This window comes from Ligilactobacillus ruminis DSM 20403 = NBRC 102161, from assembly GCF_900113455.1.
GTDB lineage: Bacteria > Bacillota > Bacilli > Lactobacillales > Lactobacillaceae > Ligilactobacillus > Ligilactobacillus ruminis.
Genome location: NZ_FOPI01000013.1, coordinates 42,455 through 62,767, shown reverse-complemented (window position 1 = coordinate 62,767; position 20,313 = coordinate 42,455). Strand labels below are relative to the sequence as shown.

Here is a 20,313-nt window from a genome sequence, read left to right as displayed (position 1 = left end):
AGTCGGGTAGACAAAAATCAGACATTTCTCCCGTTTTTTGTCTACTTTCGGAGTCGCGCGGGCCGGATTCGAATAGTCGGGTAGACAAAAATCAGACTTACCCCTCTGTCTCTGTCCTCTTTTTGGACGTTTTGATACATGGAAATGAAAACAGACTTTTTTTGCTTATTCCCATCATATACAGGGAAATTGTCCTGTATACGCAAAAAAACGGATATTTGCAATTAATTGCAAATATCCGTTTTTTCAATTTGAGGCATGGTTTTTTCAAAGCCCCTACTTGTAGTATTCTGATAAATCATATGAACGATTGTCTGCTTCGTCATAAACGGAAACCGGATGGAGATTTTCGGCAGAGATTTGCAAATGATAACCATACGTGTCCAAAAAAACCAGCGAAGATTCATCCAGGCGTTCGATTTTGCCGGGCAGCTCATGCGAATCGATCAAAATATTCAGGTCAACGGTGATTTCAAGCTTGTGGTGCTTTTGGCTGAGGTCATCGATGAAAAGCCACGTGCCGGCATAAATCAAGGGCAAAGCAGTCTGAAGCTTCTGGTTTGCTTTGCTTCGATCCTTTTTGTGCGGAATTTTGTTAAGAATCGATCGGCCAAATTTTTTGATCAATCCTCCGTGCTTCATTTGCGTAATCCTCCAATTCTCACCTGCGTTGATATTAATTATAATATACCACTAAATCAGTTCGGAATATAGCAATTTCATCGCAATGAAACGAAAAAGAAAAGTTGTAACAAAAATGGAAAAATTCCGTTTGAATAAAGCGCTTTCTATGGAGGCAAGCGTTTCTTTTTGATAAAATATAAGCGTACGCGAAGGAGGAATTTCGATGATCAAACTTGGAATTATCGGAACGGGCTGGATCTCAGATCAATTTATCGAAGCCTGTGCCAAAACAGGAATGTATCAGCTGACGACCGTTTATTCGAGAACGCTTCAAAAAGCTGAGGAGTTTGGGAAAAAATATTTGGCTGACGGTGAGTATTTTGACGATTTGGAAAAATTTTTTGCCGAAGGAAGCTTTGACACGGTTTATATCGCATCACCGAACAGTCTTCATTTTGCGCAGTCCGTAATGGCAATCAATGCCGGCAAAAACGTCATCGTCGAAAAGCCGGCCTGCGCAAACCTCAAAGAAGAAAATCAGCTGCTTGATCTTTTGTCAAAAAGAAATGACGTTTATTATTTTGAAGCGGCACGTCACGTGCACGAGAAAAATTTTGAAATCGTCAAACAAGAAGTCGCAAAACTTGATCATTTTCAAGGAGCAACTCTGACCTATCAAAAGTATTCGTCGCGCTATGATGCTTTTCTTGAAGGAAAGGATCCGAACGTTTTTTCACCGCGGTTTGCCGGCGGAGCATTGCAGGATCTCGGCATCTATCTTGTCTATTGCGCCGTTTCCTGGTTCGGGATGCCGGATGATGCCAAGTACTTTCCGGTCAAACTGAGAAACGGGATCGACGGTTCGGGGATTGCTGTTTTAAAATATGGCAACGAAAATGTTGTTTTGAATGTCGGCAAGACTTCCAATTCATATCTTCCGGGAGAAATTTACGGGTTAAAGGAAACGCTTTTGCTGTGCGGAAATGCGGCCGATTTGAATCAGGTCTTTTTGGTTGACGCAAAAGGCAGCAAAAAATTGCTCTCAAACACGCCGGATGAAAATCCGATGTTTGCGGAAGCTCTGGATTTTGCTAGAATATTAGAAGAAGATTCGCTTGAAGGCAAAATGACCGAACAAGCCTGGCTCGATCTTTCAGCCAAGGTGAATCAGGTCATGGAACTGCTGAAAAAAAGCGCCGACATCACATACGATTGAAAGAGAGAATATATGAACGACATATTTGAAAAACATTTTAAAGAACAAGGATTTACCGAACCGACGCTGATTCAAAAAGAAGTCTATCCGCTTCTTGCGCAGGGAAAAGACGTCTTGGGACTGTCGCCGACAGGCTCGGGCAAAACTTTGGCTTATGCGCTGCCTCTTTTGGAAAAAGTTTTGAAAGGCGACGGCCCGCAGCTTTTGATCATTGCGCCATCGCAGGAACTGGCGGCTCAGCTGGCGGACGTCATCAGGCCGTGGGGCAAGCTGTTGGAGCTTAAGACGGCGGCCATCATCGGCGGTGCCAATGTCAAGCGCCAGATTGAAAAATTGCGCAAGGATCGACCGGAAGTCATTGTCGGAACACCGGGGCGCCTGTTGAACCTTGCAGACGAAAAACGTCTCAAACTGCATAATCTGGAAGCAATCGTGATTGACGAAGCGGACGAAATGCTTGCGCAGGAAGAAACGCTGGCCGATTGCCGCAAACTTGTGAGCCGTGCCAAAGCAGACGTTCAGCTGGGCTTTTTCTCAGCCACAAAGACGCCCGTTTTGAACGAACTGCACAAGTGGTTTGGCATCGAACCGATCACGTGCGACGTCAGAAAGCAGGATCAAACGCGCGGTCACGTGACGCACTACATGGTCGAAGTCCCGCAGAGAAAACGCGTTGAAGCGCTGCGCAAGCTTGCAAACGTCAAGGATTTTTATGCGCTTGTTTTCTTTAAGCAAAATGCAGAGCTCAAAGATGCTTATGAGAAACTGATTCATGCGGGAGCCTCCGTTGCCAGACTGTCCAGCGAACAACGTCAGACGGAGCGCGAGAAAGCCTTGAACGGATTGAAGAAACGTCAAATCAGACTCGTTTTGACGACGGACGTTGCTTGTCGCGGCCTGGATATTCAAAAGCTGCCCGCAGTCGTGAATTTTGACTTGCCAAAAGACGTCAACACTTATATTCACCGTATCGGAAGAACCGGACGAATGGGTGCTTCCGGCAGCGTCGTCAATCTTGGCAACGAGCACGATCTGCGCAAGTTTAAGCAGCTGATCAAAGACGAAACCTATGAAATCGAAACGGGCTATATTTTCAATCAGGAGCTGACAACCGAAAAAAACGTCGAAACGGTTCGTCCTCAAAAGCTGAAAAAATCTGTCAAAAAAACGGCGGAAAGGGTTGAAAAACAGCTTCCGACAGCCAAAAAGCACAAGAAAAAGCGCAAGCGCGATCAAAAAAACAAAGGCAAGCGAAAGGTTAAGAAAGCTTAATAAAAAAATCGTATTTTCTTAAGAGCTTGTTCACTATGATAACGTTTCTGCATGCGTTATAATTAATGTAGTCAAGTGGAAAGGTGGTCGCATTATCATGAAAGTTTCGACAACATTGAACGTTTCGGCGGAATACATGTTTTCTCGGTTGGTTGACAATGCCTTGTATGATATCAAGCAAGAGACCGGAAAATCAATCAGTGCGGATGAACTGGAGGGCGTGAGCTATAAAACTCACGTTGATAAGCGGACTCCTGCCAAGCTGCTGATTACGAAAATCGTCAAGAATCGCAGCTACCACTACAAACTTGAAAGCAAGGACGAAGTTTTAAATGCTGCCTATGAGCTGGTTGAACTGGCCAAGGACAAGGTTTGCGTGACGTATTCAGAAAGTCTCCTGGAAAAAAAGCCGCTTGCAAAATTCCGACTCAAAGTAGAAACAAAGTGCTTGGGATGGCTGAGAAGATACAATTTTGTCAAGCTTCTCAAAAATTTTGAGGTCGGATATTGAGTTAACGATTGACTTTACCGAAAAAATTATATTATACTAAAGAAGTTGCAGTTGACGGCAACTTCTTTAAATGCGCTCGTAGCTCAGCAGGATAGAGCAACCGCCTCCTAAGCGGTAGGTCATCGGTTCGATTCCGATCGAGCGCATCGCACAAGGACGGAACCTTGAACATTTCCGGGCAAAGAGGACTTTTGATGCGCATGAGGCTTTGAAAGTCCTCTTTTGCTTATAATGACTCCGTTCGATTCGTAAACTTGTAAGCGGAATTCCAAAAGGCAGGACGAACATGAAAGAAAATTATTATTATTCAAAAAATCCCGATGTCAAGCATGAAGAAAAAAACTTTGACTTCAGGCTTTTGGGGGTTGATTTTAAATTTGTGACGGACAACGGCGTTTTTTCAAAGAATACGATCGACTTTGGCTCGCGCGTTTTGATTGAGGCAGCGGGCAGCCTTGAGCTTGGCGACAAAATTTTGGACGTTGGTTGCGGATACGGACCGATCGGGCTTTCGCTTGCGAAGAAAAATCCCGACGCCATGGTCGAAATGGTCGACGTCAATGAGCTTGCGTTGGAACTTGCCAAAAAAAACGCAGCAAAAAACACAATTAAAAACGTTTCGATTCACGAATCAAGCATTTATGAAAATGTCGAAGAAACAAACTTCAGCACGATCGTGACGAATCCGCCGATCAGAGCCGGCAAAGAAGTCGTGCACGGCATCCTGCTTTCAGGAATCGATCATCTTAAAGAAGGCGGCATGATTTTGGCCGTCCTGCAGAAAAAGCAAGGCGCTCCTTCCGCCATGAAGAAAATGGAAGAAACTTACGGAAATTGCGAAACGATTGCAAAAGAAAAAGGCTATTACGTCTTAAAAAGCGTGAAGGAATAAGCTATGACCGAAGAAGAAAAAATTGCTTTTATGAAAGAAGCGTTAAAGGAAGCAAAATCTGCTTATGAAGCAGGCGAGGTTCCGATCGGCTGCGTGATTGTCTCTGGCGGACGAATCATCGGGCGCGGTCACAACAGAAGAGAAGAGCTTCAGGATGCGACCGAGCATGCTGAAATGATTGCAATCAGGGAAGCCAATCGAACGCTTGGAAGTTTTCGCCTGGGAAACTGTGCGTTGTTCGTGACGCTTGAACCGTGTCCAATGTGTACCGGTGCAATCATCAATGCGCGAATTCCGGAAGTCTTTTACGGAGCTCCTGATGAAAAGGCCGGGACCTGCGGAACTTTGATGAATCTTCTTGGAGATGAGCGGTTCAATCATCGGGCAAGTATCGAAAAAGGATGCCTTAGAAATGAGTGCGGCAAGCTTTTGAGCGACTTTTTTGCTTCTCTTCGTATTCGTTGAAAATGCAGAGCTCCGATGCCTGGGATTTGAGAATGAGTTGCTTCTCTGCATTTTTTAAATTAATATTTTCTAATTTTTATGCTAAGGACTGGAAATTATCGTAAATTTCATGTATCATAGTATTTGCCGCAAGGCCTTGGGGCAATGTTGTCCTTACGAAGCGTGTCAGGTCCGGAAGGAAGCAGCACTAAGTTTGGTTCGGCATGTGCTCCTTGTTATGATGAGATTTAGACTCGGTCCTTTGCGGGATCGAGATTTTTTATTATAAAGAGAAAGGAAGCACTTCGATGAGCTATCAGGCATTGTATCGTGTTTGGAGACCGCAGACCTTTGAAGACCTTGTCGGTCAGGACATGATTACCAAAACATTGAAAAATGCGTTGGCAACGAAACAGACGACGCATGCGTATTTGTTTGCGGGGCCAAGAGGAACCGGCAAGACTTCTTGTGCCAAGCTGTTCGCAAAGGCTTTGAACTGTCCGAATCAGGTCAACGGCGACCCGTGCAACGAATGCGAAATCTGCAAGGCGATTACTGCCGGACGTTTGAACGATGTGATTGAAATCGATGCTGCTTCCAATAATGGCGTTGAAGAAATCAGAGACATCAGAGACAAGGTCAAGTATGCGCCGACGCAAGCCGATTATAAAGTCTATATTATTGACGAAGTTCATATGCTGTCGACGAGCGCATTCAATGCTTTGCTCAAGACTTTGGAAGAGCCGCCGGCAAACGTGGTCTTTATTTTGGCAACGACCGATCCGCACAAAATTCCGGCGACGATTATCTCAAGAACGCAACGGTTTGATTTTAAGCGAATCACGTCTGGTGCGATTCTTGAGCGCATGGAATACATTTTAAAGCAAAAGCAGTTTGAATATGATGAAAAAGCGCTGAACGTGATTGCGCGCGCGGCAGAAGGCGGGATGCGCGATGCGCTCAGTATTTTGGATCAGGTGCTGTCGTTTGGCGACAACGAGGTGACGTTGGACAATGCCCTGCTTGTGACAGGGAGCGTGACGCGCGAAAATCTGATCAAGTATCTGAGTCAGGTTCAAAACCATGAAACGGTTGCTGGACTGCAAACGATTCATGCGATTCTTGACGAAGGAAAAGATGCCAAGCGCCTGCTTGAAGATCTGATCAATTGCTGTCGTGATCTGCTGCTATATAAGCAGGCACCGGAGATGCTTGAACAAACAGGTTCGGTCATGATTGACGACGAGTTTAAAGACATGGCTGAAAAAAGCAATCCGGAAACGCTTTACCGATATATCGATACGCTAAACGAGCAGCAGGAAAACATGCGCTACTCGATGCATCAGTCCGTCTATCTTGAAGTCTTGACGGTCAAGCTCGCAAAGATTGACGGAAAAGAACGTAAAACAAGCGTTCAATCATTGCAGACGTCACCTGAAACTTTGAATGAGCTGAATGATCTGCAAAGACAGATCAAGGAGTTAAAAGACCAGGTCAAAAATCTCTTAGGCAAATCCGATCGTGGATTTTCCGGTGAAAAAACGTCAAGGCCCGCTAAAAAAGCCGTTCAGCATTATGAAATCAAGATTGACGTCGCAAGCATCTATCGGATTCTCGGCAGTGCAACCAAGATCGACAAGAATCGTTTCTCTGACTGCATGAACGACATTTTGAGCACTCTTAACGTTTCTTCCAAAGCAATGTTTAAGATGTGCGAAATCGAAGCGGCAGGACCTGAAGGAATTATTTTGAGTTTTAACAATGAATTCATCTGCGGTCGCATTATCAACGAAGAAAGAGTGCGCGACGAATTCGAAAACAGCGTCGGTCGCATCTATGGTGACGCTAAAAAAATCGTGTACGTTCCAAAGAATCGCTGGCTGAATATCAGACAGGAATATATCAAACAGATGCGATCGGGGACGATTCCAAAGGATGCGGCAGAAATTCCGTCAGACCAAACAAAAGAGCATGAAGATGACATCGTTCAAGAGGCGGAAGATATTTTTGGCAAAGATTTGATTGAAATCAAAGAAGATTGAAAGGATGATTTATTATGATGCGTGGAATGAACATGCAGGGAATGATGAAGCAGATGCAAAAGCTTCAAAAGAATATGCAAAAGGATCAGGAAGAACTGCAAAAAACGGTTTTTGAAGGTCATGCGCCAGATGATGCCGTTGTCGTAAAATTTACGGGCGACCATAAGATGCAGGATATTGAAATCAAAGAAGAAGCAGTTGATCCTGATGACGTCGACATGCTGCAGGATCTTGTGATTGCTGCAGTCAACGATGCGATCAAAAAGATCGAGCAGGAAACGCAGCGCACGATGGGCAAGTATTCTCGCAACATTCCTGGACTTTAAAGATAAGGGGACTTGGATCAGATGCAATATCCTGAACCGATTGCCAAATTGATCGACAGCTATATGCGTCTTCCCGGAATCGGTGAGAAGACGGCGGTCCGCTTGGCATTCTTTACGATCGACATGGATAAAGAAGACGTTTCGGAATTTTCGAAGGCTTTGGTTTCAGCTAAAAGCGATCTGCACTATTGCAGTTTGTGCGGAAACATTACCGAAAGCGATCCGTGCGTAATCTGCGCTGACAAGACGCGCGACCAGCAGCAGGTAATCGTCGTCGAGCAGGTAAAAGACGTGATGGCTTTCGAAAAATTGCGTGATTACCACGGGCTTTACCATGTTTTACACGGAGTTCTTTCTCCAAGCGAAGGAATCGGACCTGAAGACATCAACGTCAAGGGGCTGATTCGAAGACTTCAGGCCAATCCTGAAATCAAAGAGGTTATTTTGGCGACGAATGCCACCCCTGAAGGAGAGGCAACGGCGATGTACATCTCTCGTTTGATCAAGCCGGCCGGAATCAAAACAACTCGACTTGCACACGGTTTGGCAGTCGGAAGCGATATCGAATACGCAGATGAAATGACGCTGTTCAAAGCAGTCGAAGGGCGTCAGGAAATCTGAGACAGAGGTGATTTTCATGTTTGGAAGAAAGCGACATATTCTTCGTAGCACATATGATGAATTTTTACTGGATGCAATCGATGATGCAAAAATGATCTGGGATCATGCGCGTCAGACCGAAGAAGCCGTTTATGATGCCGATGATGAATTGACGGCCGAAACGAAGCTTGCGCGCGCAAAATATGAATTTTTATATCGTGAAGCCAAGCTGAGAAAAGTTCACGGACGCATGCAATCTTCAGTATTCGGCAAATGAGGCAGTCAGGAGAAATCCTGGCTTTTTTATTTCGGGGAAATACAGTAAAATAGTAGTTAAAGAGAAATGAGGTCAAAAAATTGAGTGGAATGTTTATCACGTTCGAAGGAACTGACGGTTCCGGAAAGACGAGCGTAATCAAGGCGATTGTCAAGGAACTTGAAAAGAATGGGAAAACAGAATATGTTCTGACCAGAGAACCCGGCGGAAACAGAATTTCCGAAGCAATCAGAAACGTCATTTTGGATGAGCGTTTTGTTGAGATGGATGAGCGAACCGAAGCTTTGCTTTATGCAGCGGCCAGAAGACAGCATATCGTTGAAACGATCAATCCGGCGCTTTCAGCCGGCAAGCTGGTTTTATGCGACCGATTCGTTGACAGCTCAATTGTTTATCAAGGAGCCGGGCGTTCCATCGGCACTGATAGGATAGCCGAGATGAATCGTTTTGCAACGGACGGACTGACGCCGGATTTGACGATTTTCTTAGACATTGAGCCAGAGCTTGGACTTGAAAGAATCAGACGAAACAGACAAGACGAGGTAAACCGCTTGGATCACGAAAAGATGTCGTTTTATCGGACGGTTCATGATGCATACTTGGAATTGGCAACCAAAGATTCAAAGCGAATTGTCGAAGTAGATGCTTCTCAACCGCTTGAAGCCGTGATTTTTGAAGTGCGTGAAATTTTGAAAAAGCGCGCACCGGAGTTTTTTGCCTGACGTAAGAGTTCGGAAAAGACAGGGGGATTATTTATGAAACTAGTCGTTACAATCGTTCAAGATAAGGACAGCAACCGTTTAAGCAATGCTTTCATCGAGTCAGACATCAGAGCAACCAAGCTTTCGTCGACAGGCGGATTCTTGCGTTCGGGAAATACGACTTTTTTGATCGGGATTGAAGATGATCGTGTGGAAGAAGTTCTCGGAATCATCAAAGAAGTTTCCAAAAAACGCTCAGAATACGTGACGCCGTCGGTAAACGTCGACAGTCCAATCGAAGCAACGAGCACGTATCCGATTGAAGTCGAAGTCGGCGGGGCCAACGTGTTCGTTTTGCCGGTTGAGCAGTTTTTGCATTTTTAATCATGAAACAAAAGATTACGGAATTGCAGCCCCGTCTGACTGAGCATTTTATGAAGCTGACAGAAGCAGGAAAACTGTCGCATGCATATTTGTTTGCCGGTCCTGCTGGCACTGGCAAGTCTGAACTTGCGCTTTTTGTTGCGCAGACCGTTTTTTGCACTGACAAGCAGGCCGGGATGCCTTGCGGAAGGTGCAGCGAATGCAGACGAATTGCCGATCACAGCTTTCCGGACGTCGTTGAGGTGGCTCCTGACGGTGCATCGATCAAGGTTGATCAGATCCGTTTCTTAAAAGCAGAGTTCAGCAAAAGCGGGGTCGAAGGAACAAAGAAAATATTTATCATCTCTGATGCTGAAAAGATGACTGCGAGTGCCGCAAACAGTCTGTTGAAATTTTTGGAAGAGCCAAGCGGCGACGTGTGTGCATTTTTGCTGACGGAAAATGCCAATTTGATTTTGCCGACCATTATTTCGCGTTGTCAGGAATTTGAGCTTCAGGCACTCGGGTTTGACGAGTTGTCTGAAAAACTGCAACAGGCGGGGATTTCAAAAGATAAGGCCAGCTTATTGCTGGGGTTGACAGATAGCCTGGAGATTGCAATCGAGTTGTCAAAAGACGATGGGTTTGCGGCAATGACGGCTGACGTCTGGGAGTGGTTCAAACTTATCATGACAAATGATTTACGAGCTTTCGTCAACGTAACGACGCATTTGAAGCAGTATTTCAGTGACAGATCAAGGCAGGACATGCTGCTTGATTTGATTGTCTTGCTGGTTCGCGACGTCATGCTGCTCAAGTTTGAGGAACACGGGAGAACGTCGTTTGCAATGCATCATGATGAATTGCGCGCATTTTCGGAAAAAATCAGCACACAAAGGGCCTGCCATGCGACGGAACTTGTTTTGGACTCAAGAAAACTGCAAGCAATCAACGTTTCTTTCCAAAACATTCTTGAAGCGTTGACGCTGAAACTTGTAAGTTGTTATCATGAGTAGATGAAGGTGATATTTTGAAGAAACGTGAACTTTTTGACAGTTTTGAACAAATGGAGAAATCGTCGCAGCAGATGCAAAGAACGATTGCGAGCGTCAAGGAAGAGATGGAGCGAATCGTTGAGCAAAATGCAGAGCTTGCGATTGAAAACAGTCATTTGCGTGCGAGACTTCAAGAACTTGAAGAAAGAAACAACAGGCAAAAGGGCAAGACGACGAAAAACGGTTTGTCCAAATCGCGACAAAATCTTGAAAAACTTTATGAAGAAGGTTTTCACGTCTGCAACGTGGACAACATGTACGGATCGCGACGCATCAATGATGAACCATGCGTTTTTTGCCAAGACGTGATTTATGGAGAGAGACACTGATGAGCATAGAGAAAATGAGCAGTTTTTCCGGCGTTCATGAAACGGGGACGCTCTACCTCGTTCCAACGCCTATCGGTAATTTGGGCGATATGACGGAACGAGCAGTCAAAACCCTGAAGGAAGTCGATTTGATTTGTGCCGAGGACACGCGCAATACTCAAAAATTATTGAATCATTTTGAAATCAATACGCCACAGATAAGTTTTCATGAGCACAACACGAAAGAAAGAATTCCGCAGCTGGTTGAAAAACTTTTGGCTGGCAAAAATTTGGCACAGGTAAGCGATGCAGGAATGCCTTCAATCAGTGATCCAGGACACGAACTTGTGGTTGCCTGCATCGAAAACAAAATCCCCGTTGCTCCGCTTCCGGGGCCGAATGCGGCTTTGACGGCATTGATTGCTTCCGGGCTTTTGCCGCAGCCGTTTTTGTTTTATGGTTTTTTGCCAAGGAAAAACAAAGAACAAAAAGAGGAGCTTGAAAAGCTCAATAATCAGACGGTAACGCTGATTTTCTATGAAGCTCCGCATCGATTGAAAAAAACGGTTCAGGCAATGTCTGACGTCTTTGGACCCGACAGACGCGTCGTTTTGTGTCGCGAATTGACCAAGCGATATGAGGAATTTTTGCGCGGAACGCTTCTTGATGCTTTGAAATTTGCGGAAGAAGATGAGGTTCGCGGCGAATTCGTCCTGATCGTTGAAGGCAATTCTCATGTTGAGATGCTTGAAACGGTCGATTTAAGCGAAAACACGATTGAAGAGGAGGTCAATGCCTTGATCGAATCAGGAAAAAAGCCGAATGATGCCATTAAAGAAGTGGCCAAGAGGCGCAAAATGAAAAAGCAAGAAGTTTACAATATTTTTCATCACCTTGATGATTAGGAGGGATTGTTTTGGAAAGCAAAGGATTCAGCGAAAAACACCGCGTCACCTACTATGAAACCGATATGAACGGGACCGTCGGGTTAGGACGTTTGGTTGATTTGATGATGCTTTCATGTAATGATCAAAGCGATGCCGTTGGCCTTTCAAGCGAAAAAGTCAATCAGATGGGCTTAGGTTGGATCGTTACGCAAAACATGATCGATATCAAAAGACTTCCTCGAAGAAACGAAACGATTTATATTACGACTCATGCTAAAAGCTATAACCGCTATTTTTGCTACCGCGATTTTTGGATCCATGACATCAGGAAGCAGGAACTGGCACATATGCATACGGTGTTTGCGTTGATGGATCAAAATGAGCGCAAAATCGTCAGGATTCCGGAAAATCTGATTGAACCATATCATTCAGAATATGCGACCAAGATTGAAAGATTGCCGCTTCCAAAAGAACTTGAACGAATTGATCGCCAAAAAGAATATGAAGTTCGTTTTTGGGATATTGATATCAATCAGCACGTTAACAACGTTCATTATTTTGAATGGATGCTTGATGCGCTTGATCTTGATTTTTTGATCAAATATCAGCCCGTAAGCATGAATATCGAGTATAAAAAGGAGATTCGCTACGGTCAAAAAGCCGTCAGTCAAGCACAAATAACCATGACGGGCGTCGAGACCGTCAAGACTTTCCATGAAATCAAGGTTAATGATGAGCTTTCCTGTCGAGCAGTTTGCGATTGGAAACTGCGCAAAGAAGAATGGATAATATAGAGATAGAGCGTGCAAACATAAGGATGAAAAAACTCTGTTTCAAATTGAAAAACCGGATGATTTGCAATTGATTGCAAATCATCCGGTTTTTTTGCGTATGCATGACAGTCGCCTTCCATGATGAAGATAAGCAAAAAAGTCTGTTCTCATTTTCATGTAGTCAACCACCATCGACTTTAGCCGATGGTGGTTGACCTGATGCCTTTTTACAGAACGGTGACCAAACATATTGTACCTATAGATATAACAAAATGGTTAGAAATATTGTGGGATAATTGATTTCAGCTAATGTCAAAAACACTAGTGATAACATGAAATGTCAGAAAAAAGCACATCGCATGATAGGTGTAATTAGCAATTTCATTAAAACCATGTTAGAATAAGTTAATAAAATTTAAAGGGGTCGGTGGATGTTATGTTAGATGGAAAGTATCGCAAGGAACTAACCGTTGACGGAAAGAAATACTCATACTGCGATTTTGCAGACTTTCTTGAAGATAAAGGTCAACGAATTGAGGAAATGCCTTATACGATCAGAATCTTGCTGGAACTCGCCTTAAGAAAAAGTGCTGAAAAGCCGTACCTTAAGAGGTATTTAGAAGACTTTATCGATTGGGACGAAAAACATGATCATGACGTCGTTTTTAAACCTGAACGCGTTGTTTTGCAAGATTTGACTGGCGTTCCTGCAATGGTTGATCTGGCTTCGATGCGTGATGAAATGAAACGTCGCGGCGGAGACGTCGAAACGATCAATCCTGACGTTTCGGTTCACATGGTCGTTGATCATTCCGTCCAAGTCGACAGTGCCGGCAATGATGAGGCGTTTGACTTCAACGTCAAGCGCGAATTTGAAAGAAACAACGAACGCTATACATTTCTTAAATGGGCACAGAACAGTTTTGATAATTTCAAAATTATTCCGCCCGATACGGGAATCATTCATCAGGTCAATCTGGAATATCTTTCTCCGGTTATTAATCAAAGAAACGGAGTACTGTTCCCTGATACGCTGGTCGGAACGGATTCGCATACGACGATGATCAACGGACTCGGCGTTTTAGGCTGGGGCGTTGGCGGAATCGAAGCTGAAGCAGGGATGCTTGGTCAGGAATCATATTTCCCGCTGCCAAAAGTTGTCGGCGTCAAGCTGACGGGAAAAAAGCGTCCGGGGGTAACGGCCACCGATTTGGCGCTGACGCTGACAAATCTGCTTCGCAAGCACAATGTTGTCGGCAAGTTCGTCGAATATTACGGTGACGGTTTGAAAAATCTGCCGCTGGCTGACCGTGCGACGATTGCAAACATGGCACCTGAATACGGGGCAACTTGTGGGTATTTCCCGATTGACGACCAGACAATCGAGTATTTGAAACTGACGGATCGCCCTCAAGAAACAATTGATCTCGTTGAAGCATATGCGGAAAAGAATCATTTGCGCTATCAGGAACGAGAAGATTCGCAAAGGCATTACTCAGAATATGTCGAACTTGATCTCTCGATGGTCAAGAGCAGCGTTGCCGGTCCAAGCCGCCCGCAGGATCTGGTAACGCTTGACAAGCTGCCGGATAATTTCAGGTATTATGACGATGCTCTGCCCCAAAATCTCGATTTTGACATGGGAAACGAGCATTTCAGCCTTCGTCCGGGGGCTTTGGGTCTTGCCGCAATCACGAGCTGCACGAACACGTCCAATCCTGAAGTTTTGATTTGTGCCGGCTTGCTTGCCAAAAGAGCAATCGAACGCGGATTAAAGGTTCCGGCATACGTCAAGACTTCGCTTTCTCCCGGCTCTCGCGTCGTGACCGAATATCTGAAGGCTTCCGGTTTGCAGCCTTATTTGGACAAGCTGGGTTTCAATTTGACAGGGTATGGCTGCATGACCTGCATCGGCAATTCCGGTCGTTTGAAAGAAGAAGTTGCGGTTGCCGTGGAAAAGACAGGGTATCCGCTTGCTGCAGTTGAAAGCGGAAATCGTAATTTTGAGGGACGCGTCAATCCGCTTATCAAAGACACTTATCTTGCTTCACCTCCGATGGTCGTGGCTTACGCGCTTGCTGGAACGCTTGACATTGATTTGGAACATCAGCCGCTTGGCAAAGATTCTGAAGGAAAAGGCGTCTATTTGAAAGAAATCTGGCCTGAACCTGAAGAAATCACGGATTGCATTCATAATTACGTTAAACCTGAGCTTTTTTCCGAAAATTACAACGGCATCTTTAAGCAAAACAAGGTATGGAACAGACTCGTTCCGCCGGTTGGCGAAACTTATGAGTGGGATGAAAAATCCACTTACCTGGCTTCTGCACCGTTTTTTGACGATAAGGGCGGACAAGCGCATCTGTCCGGACTGCGCGTTTTGGCCAAATTGGGCGATACCATCACGACTGACCACATTTCGCCTGCGGGTTTTATCGGCCCTGACACTCCTGCCGGAAGGTATTTGAAGGAGCATGGCGTTGCGGTGCGCGATTTCAATTCCTACGGTTCGCGTCGCGGCAATCATGAGGTGATGGTGCGCGGAACGCTTGCCAATATTCGCTTGAAAAACAAATTGGCAAAAGGAAAGAGCGGCGGTTTCACGTATGATTGGCTTGATGAAAAGGATACGACGATTTACGAGGCGGCGATGAACTATCGCAAACACGGAATCGGGTCAGTCGTTTTGGCTGGAAAGGACTACGGAATGGGATCGTCGCGTGACTGGGCCGCTAAAGGCGTCAAACTTCTGGGAGTCAAAGCCGTCATTGCAGAAAGCTTTGAACGAATCCATCGTTCAAATCTTGTCATGATGGGAGTTTTGCCGCTGCAGTATCTTCCGGGAGAAAATGCTGACAGCTTGGGTCTTGATGGCTCGGAAGCGTTTGAAATCGAGCTTGAGGACAAAATGGCTCATGTAACTGCAAAAAACGATGATCATCAAATCGAATTCGAGGCAAAAGTAAGATTTGACGCGCCGATTGACGAGGAATACTATAAAACCGGCGGAATTTTGCAGTACGTTTTAGAGGACAAATAACTTATTTTTGAGGACTGCATTTGCATTAAGGAGGTTTTTTATGGATTTGCCAAGAGGATTGGCTGGGGTCGTTATCGATCAAACCAGCATCAGTTCAACGAAAAATGCCAGACTGACATACAGCGGCTACCCGATTGAAGAAATTTGTCAGGCATCTTTTGAAGAGGTTGTTTATTTATTGTGGTACGGACGTCTGCCAAACAAAGAGGAACTGCAAAAGTTTCGCAAGATGCTTGTTCGCAAGATGGTTTTGCCGGCAGAAACCGTTCGGCTTCTGTTGTATATTGCCCGCGAACCGCAGCATCCGATGAGCATCCTGCGCACGACGACTTCATTGCTTGGGACTACGAACGACGTGGAGCACGATGAACCGCCTCGCATTTTGGCGAAGATGCTGACGGTCATTGCGGCAATCGTCAGAATCAGAAACAACGAGCCGTTGATTGACGTTGATGAGAAGATGGGCGTCGTTGAAAACTTCTTGTACATGCTGACCGGTGAAAGACCGGATGAAGAATTGGCCAAGATGTTTTCAACCGTCATGATTCTTCAGGCTGATCATGAATTCAATGCATCGACTTTCACGGCAAGAGTCGTGGCTTCGACTTTTGCAGATTATTATTCATGTTTGACGGCCGCTGTTTGCGCATTGAAAGGACCGCTTCACGGCGGAGCGAACGAACGCGTTTTTGAAATGCTTGAAAAAATTTACGATCATGACATGGATCCGATTGATTACGTAAAAGATGCGTTCAAGCGCGGACGAAAGGTGATGGGGTTCGGTCACAGAATCTACAAGCACGGAGATCCGCGTGCGAAGATTTTGCGTCCGATTGCGGAAAAAATGGCCAAACGTACCGGCAATACGTATTTCTTTGAAGTTCAAACAGAAATTGCCGACTATATGCTGAAGGAAAAAGGGCTGTATCCTAACGTTGATTACTATACGGCTTTGATTTATCATTGCGTCGGTTTGAAAAAGGATGTCTTTACGACGATTTTTGCGGCCTGCAGAACTGCCGGATGGTTGGCGCACGTAATGGAACAGCGTCGCGAAAAGACTTTGATTCGTCCGTGTTCCGAATACGTCGGACCTGACGAGCGCCACTATCTTCCGGATGTCAATGATTAGCGAGGGGTATTTTTATGAGTGAAAAGATTACGATGACAGACGGAAAGCTGACCGTCCCTGATAATCCGCAGATTCCGTTTATTTCAGGCGACGGAATCGGACCTGAGATTTGGGCTGCAGCAAAAGAAGTTTTTGATGCGGCCATCAAAAAGGCATATGCGGGGCAAAAAGCCGTTGACTGGATTCCGCTTTTGGCCGGGCAGACTGCATTTGACCAAACGGGACAATGGCTTCCGGACGAAACGCTTGAAACGCTCAGGGAAAACCTTGTTGCAATCAAAGGACCGCTGACAACGCCCGTTGGCAAAGGCCATCGCTCAATCAACGTGACGCTTCGACAAAAGCTCGATCTTTATGCATGTTTCAGACCGGTCAAATACTATGAAGGAACGCCGTCTCCGGTCAAGGAACCTGAAAAAGTCGACATTGCAATTTTTCGGGAAAACACGGAAGATATCTATGCGGGGATTGATTTTGCGGAAGGCAGCACCGGAGCTGAAAAATTGAAAGCACTGCTTGAAGAAGAAGGTCAGTTGGAAAAGGTTCGCTTTCCGAAGACTTCCGCTTTTGCGATCAAGCCGATCTCAAAAGAAGGAAGCGTGCGGTTGGTCAAAGCTGCAATTGATTATGCGCTTGGTCACGGAAGAAAAAACGTGGCGCTCGTGCATAAAGGAAACATCATGAAAAAGACTGAAGGCTCGTTTAAACAGTGGGGCTATGATGCTTGCTTGGCTTATGGCAATGAAGTGTTTACTCAGCCTGAATATGATGAGGTCTTCAAGACTTGCGGCAAGGAGGCTGCCGAACAAAAGAAGAACGAGGCTAAAGTTTTCGTAAGCGACGTCATTTGCGACAATTTCTTTCAGCAAACGCTGCTTTATCCGGATAAATTCGATGTTGCCGCAACAATGAATCTTAACGGAGATTACATTTCGGATGCGTTGGCGGCACAAGTCGGGGGCATCGGTATTGCTCCCGGAGCAAATATTAATTATCAGACGGGGCGAGCCATTTTTGAGGCAACGCACGGAACCGCACCGCAATTTGCAGGACAAGACAAACTCAATCCGACCTCGATTATTTTGTCGGGAGCAATGATGTTTGATTACCTTGGATGGATCGAAGTTTCAGAGTTGATTGAAAGAGCAGTTGCAAAGGCGATTTCAAACAAGCATGTCACGATTGACTTTGCCGAAAAGATGGATGGAGCAACGACGCTGAAAACAAGCGAATTTGGGCATTACGTTGCTGAAATTTTGAAATAGACAAAAAAGGATCGGGTTTATCCCGATCCTTTTTTGCCGCAAATTTTGAGCGTTAAAAAGATTAGAAGTCGTTTTTTGAATCTTTATCAGATTTTTCACTTCAAAACCAGTCGGTTTATGTTAAGATATCATATGGAAGATTATACAGACAAAAAGGACGATAATTAATGAAAATTCTAGCGATTGATACTTCCAATCAGCCATTGAGCGTGGCCGTTTTGGAAGATGGCAATTTGCTCAGTCAGGCGACCTGTACGAAAACGAAAAATCACAGCGTGAAGCTGTTGCCGCTGATTGAGCGGCTGATGGAAGATGCAAGACTCAAACCTTGTGAGCTTGATCGAATCGTGGTGGCAAAGGGCCCCGGTTCGTATACCGGTTTGAGAATCGGAGCTGCAACCGCTAAGACTTTGGCATACACGTTGGACAAAGAATTGGCGGGCGTATCGAGTCTTGAAGTTTTGGCCGCTGCATTTCCAAAAACGGAAAAAAGCGTTCTTGTGCCGTTGTTTGACGCAAGGCGCGGCAACGTCTTCGCCGGGGCTTACCGCTATGATGAAAACGGTCTTTTGCAAACGGTTATGTCCGACCGGCATATTGCAATTGCTGATTTGTGTGAAAAATTTGCTTCAGAAAGCGTGATTTTTATCGGCAAGGATGCGCAGGCCTATTCTGATTTGATTAATGAAAAATGCAAAAACGGCATCATTTCTTCTTTTGGTTTCAATTATCCTCGAGCAGACATTTTGGGGATGCTTGGCGAAAAGGAAAAATGCGTCGACGTCAACGATTTTGTTCCAAATTATTTGCGAATGACCCAAGCTGAGGCTCAATGGCTTGAGAAACATCCGGAGGGGAAAGATGAGCATGACTCCTATGTTGAAAAAATTTAAAACTGGCTTCAACCGCTTGTTTGGCAGTAAAAATGACGGTCAATTGGAATTTAAATGCAGAAACGTCAAAGTCAAGGGGTATGAATATCTCTTCGTGCGCGCAGTCGTTCCGGATATTCCCGAAATTTTGGATATCGAACGTGCAGTCTATAATGGGCAGACTCCTTGGAATTTTGAAAATTTCGAAGCTCAGATCGGGGAACAGGAAAGAACGCTGTATCTGGTAGTCCGCCACAACGATGAGATGGTCGGTTTTGCGGGATGCGACATGAAATACGCAACGTATGAGGCGCATATCACGAATATTGCCGTTTTGCCTCCTTATCAAAACTTAGGATTGGGTCAGATGCTGATTAAAACTTTGATTGACGAAGCAGACAAAAGGGGGCTCAGAAAAGTCAGTCTTGAAGTCAGACAAAGCAACGTTAATGCCCATGAGGCATACCGTTTTGCAGGCTTTGTCGATCGAATCGTGAAAAAAGACTACTATACCGACAGTCCGGCAGAAGATGCCATCGAAATGGTTTACAGCATCAATGCCAACAAGAGAAAGGAACGAATGACGAATGGCTGAAGACAGAAATCTCATTTTGGCCTTTGAATCAAGTTGTGATGAAACAAGCGTGGCCGTGATTGAAAACGGAAATAAAATTCTTTCCAACATTGTGGCAACCCAAATCAAAAGCCACAAGCGTTTTGGAGGCGTTGTTCCGGAAGTGGCGAGTCGCCATCATATTGAACAGGTTACGTACTGTATCGATGACGCATTGTGTGAAGCAAACGTCGACTATGATGATTTGGATGCGGTCGCCGTTACTTACGGACCAGGCTTGGTTGGTTCGCTGCTCGTTGGCGTGACTGCTGCAAAAACGGTCGCGTATGCTCATGATTTGCCGCTTGTTCCGGTTAATCACATGGCAGGACACATTTACGCCGCAAGGTTTGCAGGAGAACTGCATTTTCCGGCATTGGCGCTGCTTGTTTCAGGCGGTCATACCGAACTGGTCTATTTAAGCGGTCCTTATGATTTCAAGATTATCGGCGAAACAAGAGACGATGCCTGCGGTGAAGCCTATGATAAGGTCGGGCGCGTCCTTGGCCTGACATATCCGGCCGGAAAACAGATTGATGAGATGGCGCACAAAGGTCATGATACGTTCCATTTTCCGCGCGCAATGGAAAAAGAGGACAATTTCGATTTTAGCTTCAGCGGGTTAAAGAGCGCATTCATCAATACGGTTCATCATGCCGACCAAATAGGCGAAAAACTTGATGAAAACGATCTTGCTGCCAGTTTTCAACAAAGCGTCGTTGACGTTTTGGCAGAAAAAACGGTTTGCTGCCTGAAAGAATTTCCGGTAAAACAACTTATTCTTGCCGGAGGAGTCGCGGCTAATCAGGGCTTGCGGACTCGTCTTGATGAAGAGCTTCAGGCATTCGACGATGTTGAACTGATCAAGGCACCGCTCAAACTTTGCGGTGACAATGCGGCAATGATCGGAGCTGCCGGTTACGAAGCATATCTTGCAGGAATCAGAGGAGGATTGGATCTTAATGCCGATCCGAGTCTGGAATTTGATTGGATCTAAAACACGTCATAAACAGCTTGAAAATAAAAAGGATTTTTCCAAAAGACGGGAAAAATCCTTTTTTGATGCGAAAAATTCAGACGTGGGGTCTTCAGTGCGAAAA

The 20,313-nt window shown here is 45.2% G+C and carries 22 protein-coding genes, 1 tRNA gene and 1 other RNA gene; 23 read left to right on the top strand and 1 reads right to left on the bottom strand.

The features are described 5' to 3' along the window. Positions 1-276: 276 nt before the first annotated feature. Positions 277-642 carry a DUF4828 domain-containing protein gene (locus tag BMZ95_RS05135; RefSeq protein WP_014073113.1) on the bottom strand — a complete coding sequence of 122 codons (366 nt, stop codon included), beginning with the start codon at positions 640-642 and terminating at the stop codon, positions 277-279. Between the two features lie 205 nt (positions 643-847). On the opposite strand from BMZ95_RS05135, the gene BMZ95_RS05130 reads away from it, so the two are divergent. The 23 genes from BMZ95_RS05130 (at position 848) to tsaD (ending at position 20,210) form a co-directional block, all read left to right on the top strand. Then, positions 848-1,840 carry a Gfo/Idh/MocA family protein gene (locus BMZ95_RS05130; RefSeq protein WP_046922922.1) on the top strand — a complete coding sequence of 331 codons (993 nt, stop codon included), beginning with the start codon at positions 848-850 and terminating at the stop codon, positions 1,838-1,840. A 12-nt stretch (positions 1,841-1,852) separates the two neighbouring features. After that, positions 1,853-3,112 (top strand): DEAD/DEAH box helicase, encoded by a 1,260-nt coding sequence (locus BMZ95_RS05125; protein ID WP_014073115.1) that lies wholly within the window; start codon positions 1,853-1,855, stop codon positions 3,110-3,112. 97 nt (positions 3,113-3,209) lie between these two features. Next, the gene (locus tag BMZ95_RS05120) at positions 3,210-3,623 is read left to right on the top strand and encodes a DUF3284 domain-containing protein (RefSeq protein WP_014073116.1); all 414 of its coding nucleotides are present in this window, start codon (positions 3,210-3,212) and stop codon (positions 3,621-3,623) included. A gap of 72 nt (positions 3,624-3,695) precedes the next feature. Further along, a tRNA-Arg gene (locus BMZ95_RS05115) sits at positions 3,696-3,769 on the top strand. A 140-nt stretch (positions 3,770-3,909) separates the two neighbouring features. Then, positions 3,910-4,515 (top strand): class I SAM-dependent methyltransferase, encoded by a 606-nt coding sequence (locus BMZ95_RS05110; protein ID WP_014073117.1) that lies wholly within the window; start codon positions 3,910-3,912, stop codon positions 4,513-4,515. Between the two features lie 3 nt (positions 4,516-4,518). Next, entirely contained in the window at positions 4,519-4,980 is a 462-nt protein-coding gene (tadA, locus tag BMZ95_RS05105) for a tRNA adenosine(34) deaminase TadA (RefSeq protein WP_046922921.1), read from the top strand. Positions 4,981-5,113: 133 nt separating this feature from the next. Continuing rightward, positions 5,114-5,200: signal recognition particle sRNA small type (ffs, locus tag BMZ95_RS05100), an RNA gene on the top strand. A gap of 67 nt (positions 5,201-5,267) precedes the next feature. Further along, positions 5,268-7,001 (top strand): DNA polymerase III subunit gamma/tau, encoded by a 1,734-nt coding sequence (dnaX, locus tag BMZ95_RS05095; protein WP_046922920.1) that lies wholly within the window; start codon positions 5,268-5,270, stop codon positions 6,999-7,001. 11 nt (positions 7,002-7,012) lie between these two features. Beyond that, complete coding sequence (locus tag BMZ95_RS05090; protein WP_143454959.1) at positions 7,013-7,327, top strand: YbaB/EbfC family nucleoid-associated protein; 315 nt, start codon at positions 7,013-7,015, stop codon at positions 7,325-7,327. A 21-nt stretch (positions 7,328-7,348) separates the two neighbouring features. Further along, positions 7,349-7,948: a recombination mediator RecR gene (recR, locus tag BMZ95_RS05085; protein WP_014073121.1), complete on the top strand. Its 600-nt coding sequence runs from the start codon at positions 7,349-7,351 to the stop codon at positions 7,946-7,948. Between the two features lie 16 nt (positions 7,949-7,964). Then, a complete protein-coding gene (locus tag BMZ95_RS05080) occupies positions 7,965-8,204 on the top strand; it encodes a YaaL family protein (RefSeq protein ID WP_014073122.1) in 240 nt (79 codons plus the stop codon). 89 nt (positions 8,205-8,293) lie between these two features. Continuing rightward, positions 8,294-8,926, top strand: a complete 633-nt coding sequence (gene tmk, locus BMZ95_RS05075; protein WP_003692458.1) for a dTMP kinase — start codon at positions 8,294-8,296, stop codon at positions 8,924-8,926. 33 nt (positions 8,927-8,959) lie between these two features. Continuing rightward, a complete protein-coding gene (locus BMZ95_RS05070) occupies positions 8,960-9,289 on the top strand; it encodes a cyclic-di-AMP receptor (RefSeq protein ID WP_014073124.1) in 330 nt (109 codons plus the stop codon). Positions 9,290-9,291: 2 nt separating this feature from the next. Beyond that, entirely contained in the window at positions 9,292-10,284 is a 993-nt protein-coding gene (gene holB / locus BMZ95_RS05065) for a DNA polymerase III subunit delta' (protein WP_046922919.1), read from the top strand. A 14-nt stretch (positions 10,285-10,298) separates the two neighbouring features. Beyond that, the gene (locus BMZ95_RS05060) at positions 10,299-10,652 is read left to right on the top strand and encodes a DNA replication initiation control protein YabA (RefSeq protein ID WP_014073126.1); all 354 of its coding nucleotides are present in this window, start codon (positions 10,299-10,301) and stop codon (positions 10,650-10,652) included. Beyond that, positions 10,652-11,536 carry a 16S rRNA (cytidine(1402)-2'-O)-methyltransferase gene (gene rsmI / locus BMZ95_RS05055; protein ID WP_046922918.1) on the top strand — a complete coding sequence of 295 codons (885 nt, stop codon included), beginning with the start codon at positions 10,652-10,654 and terminating at the stop codon, positions 11,534-11,536. The genes BMZ95_RS05060 and rsmI overlap by 1 nt, the downstream gene beginning before the upstream one ends. An 11-nt stretch (positions 11,537-11,547) precedes the next feature. Continuing rightward, positions 11,548-12,312 (top strand): acyl-[acyl-carrier-protein] thioesterase, encoded by a 765-nt coding sequence (locus BMZ95_RS05050; protein WP_014073128.1) that lies wholly within the window; start codon positions 11,548-11,550, stop codon positions 12,310-12,312. Between the two features lie 415 nt (positions 12,313-12,727). Continuing rightward, positions 12,728-15,331: an aconitate hydratase AcnA gene (acnA, locus tag BMZ95_RS05045; protein ID WP_046922917.1), complete on the top strand. Its 2,604-nt coding sequence runs from the start codon at positions 12,728-12,730 to the stop codon at positions 15,329-15,331. A gap of 40 nt (positions 15,332-15,371) precedes the next feature. Next, a complete protein-coding gene (locus BMZ95_RS05040; RefSeq protein ID WP_014073130.1) occupies positions 15,372-16,463 on the top strand; it encodes a citrate/2-methylcitrate synthase in 1,092 nt (363 codons plus the stop codon). Positions 16,464-16,477: 14 nt separating this feature from the next. Further along, entirely contained in the window at positions 16,478-17,728 is a 1,251-nt protein-coding gene (gene icd, locus BMZ95_RS05035; protein WP_014073131.1) for an NADP-dependent isocitrate dehydrogenase, read from the top strand. Positions 17,729-17,895: 167 nt separating this feature from the next. Then, positions 17,896-18,621 carry a tRNA (adenosine(37)-N6)-threonylcarbamoyltransferase complex dimerization subunit type 1 TsaB gene (gene tsaB, locus BMZ95_RS05030; RefSeq protein WP_014073133.1) on the top strand — a complete coding sequence of 242 codons (726 nt, stop codon included), beginning with the start codon at positions 17,896-17,898 and terminating at the stop codon, positions 18,619-18,621. Then, the gene (gene rimI, locus BMZ95_RS05025) at positions 18,596-19,195 is read left to right on the top strand and encodes a ribosomal protein S18-alanine N-acetyltransferase (RefSeq protein WP_225354882.1); all 600 of its coding nucleotides are present in this window, start codon (positions 18,596-18,598) and stop codon (positions 19,193-19,195) included. The genes tsaB and rimI overlap by 26 nt, the downstream gene beginning before the upstream one ends. Further along, positions 19,188-20,210: a tRNA (adenosine(37)-N6)-threonylcarbamoyltransferase complex transferase subunit TsaD gene (gene tsaD, locus BMZ95_RS05020; protein ID WP_046922916.1), complete on the top strand. Its 1,023-nt coding sequence runs from the start codon at positions 19,188-19,190 to the stop codon at positions 20,208-20,210. The genes rimI and tsaD overlap by 8 nt, the downstream gene beginning before the upstream one ends. The last annotated feature ends 103 nt before the right edge of the window (positions 20,211-20,313 follow it).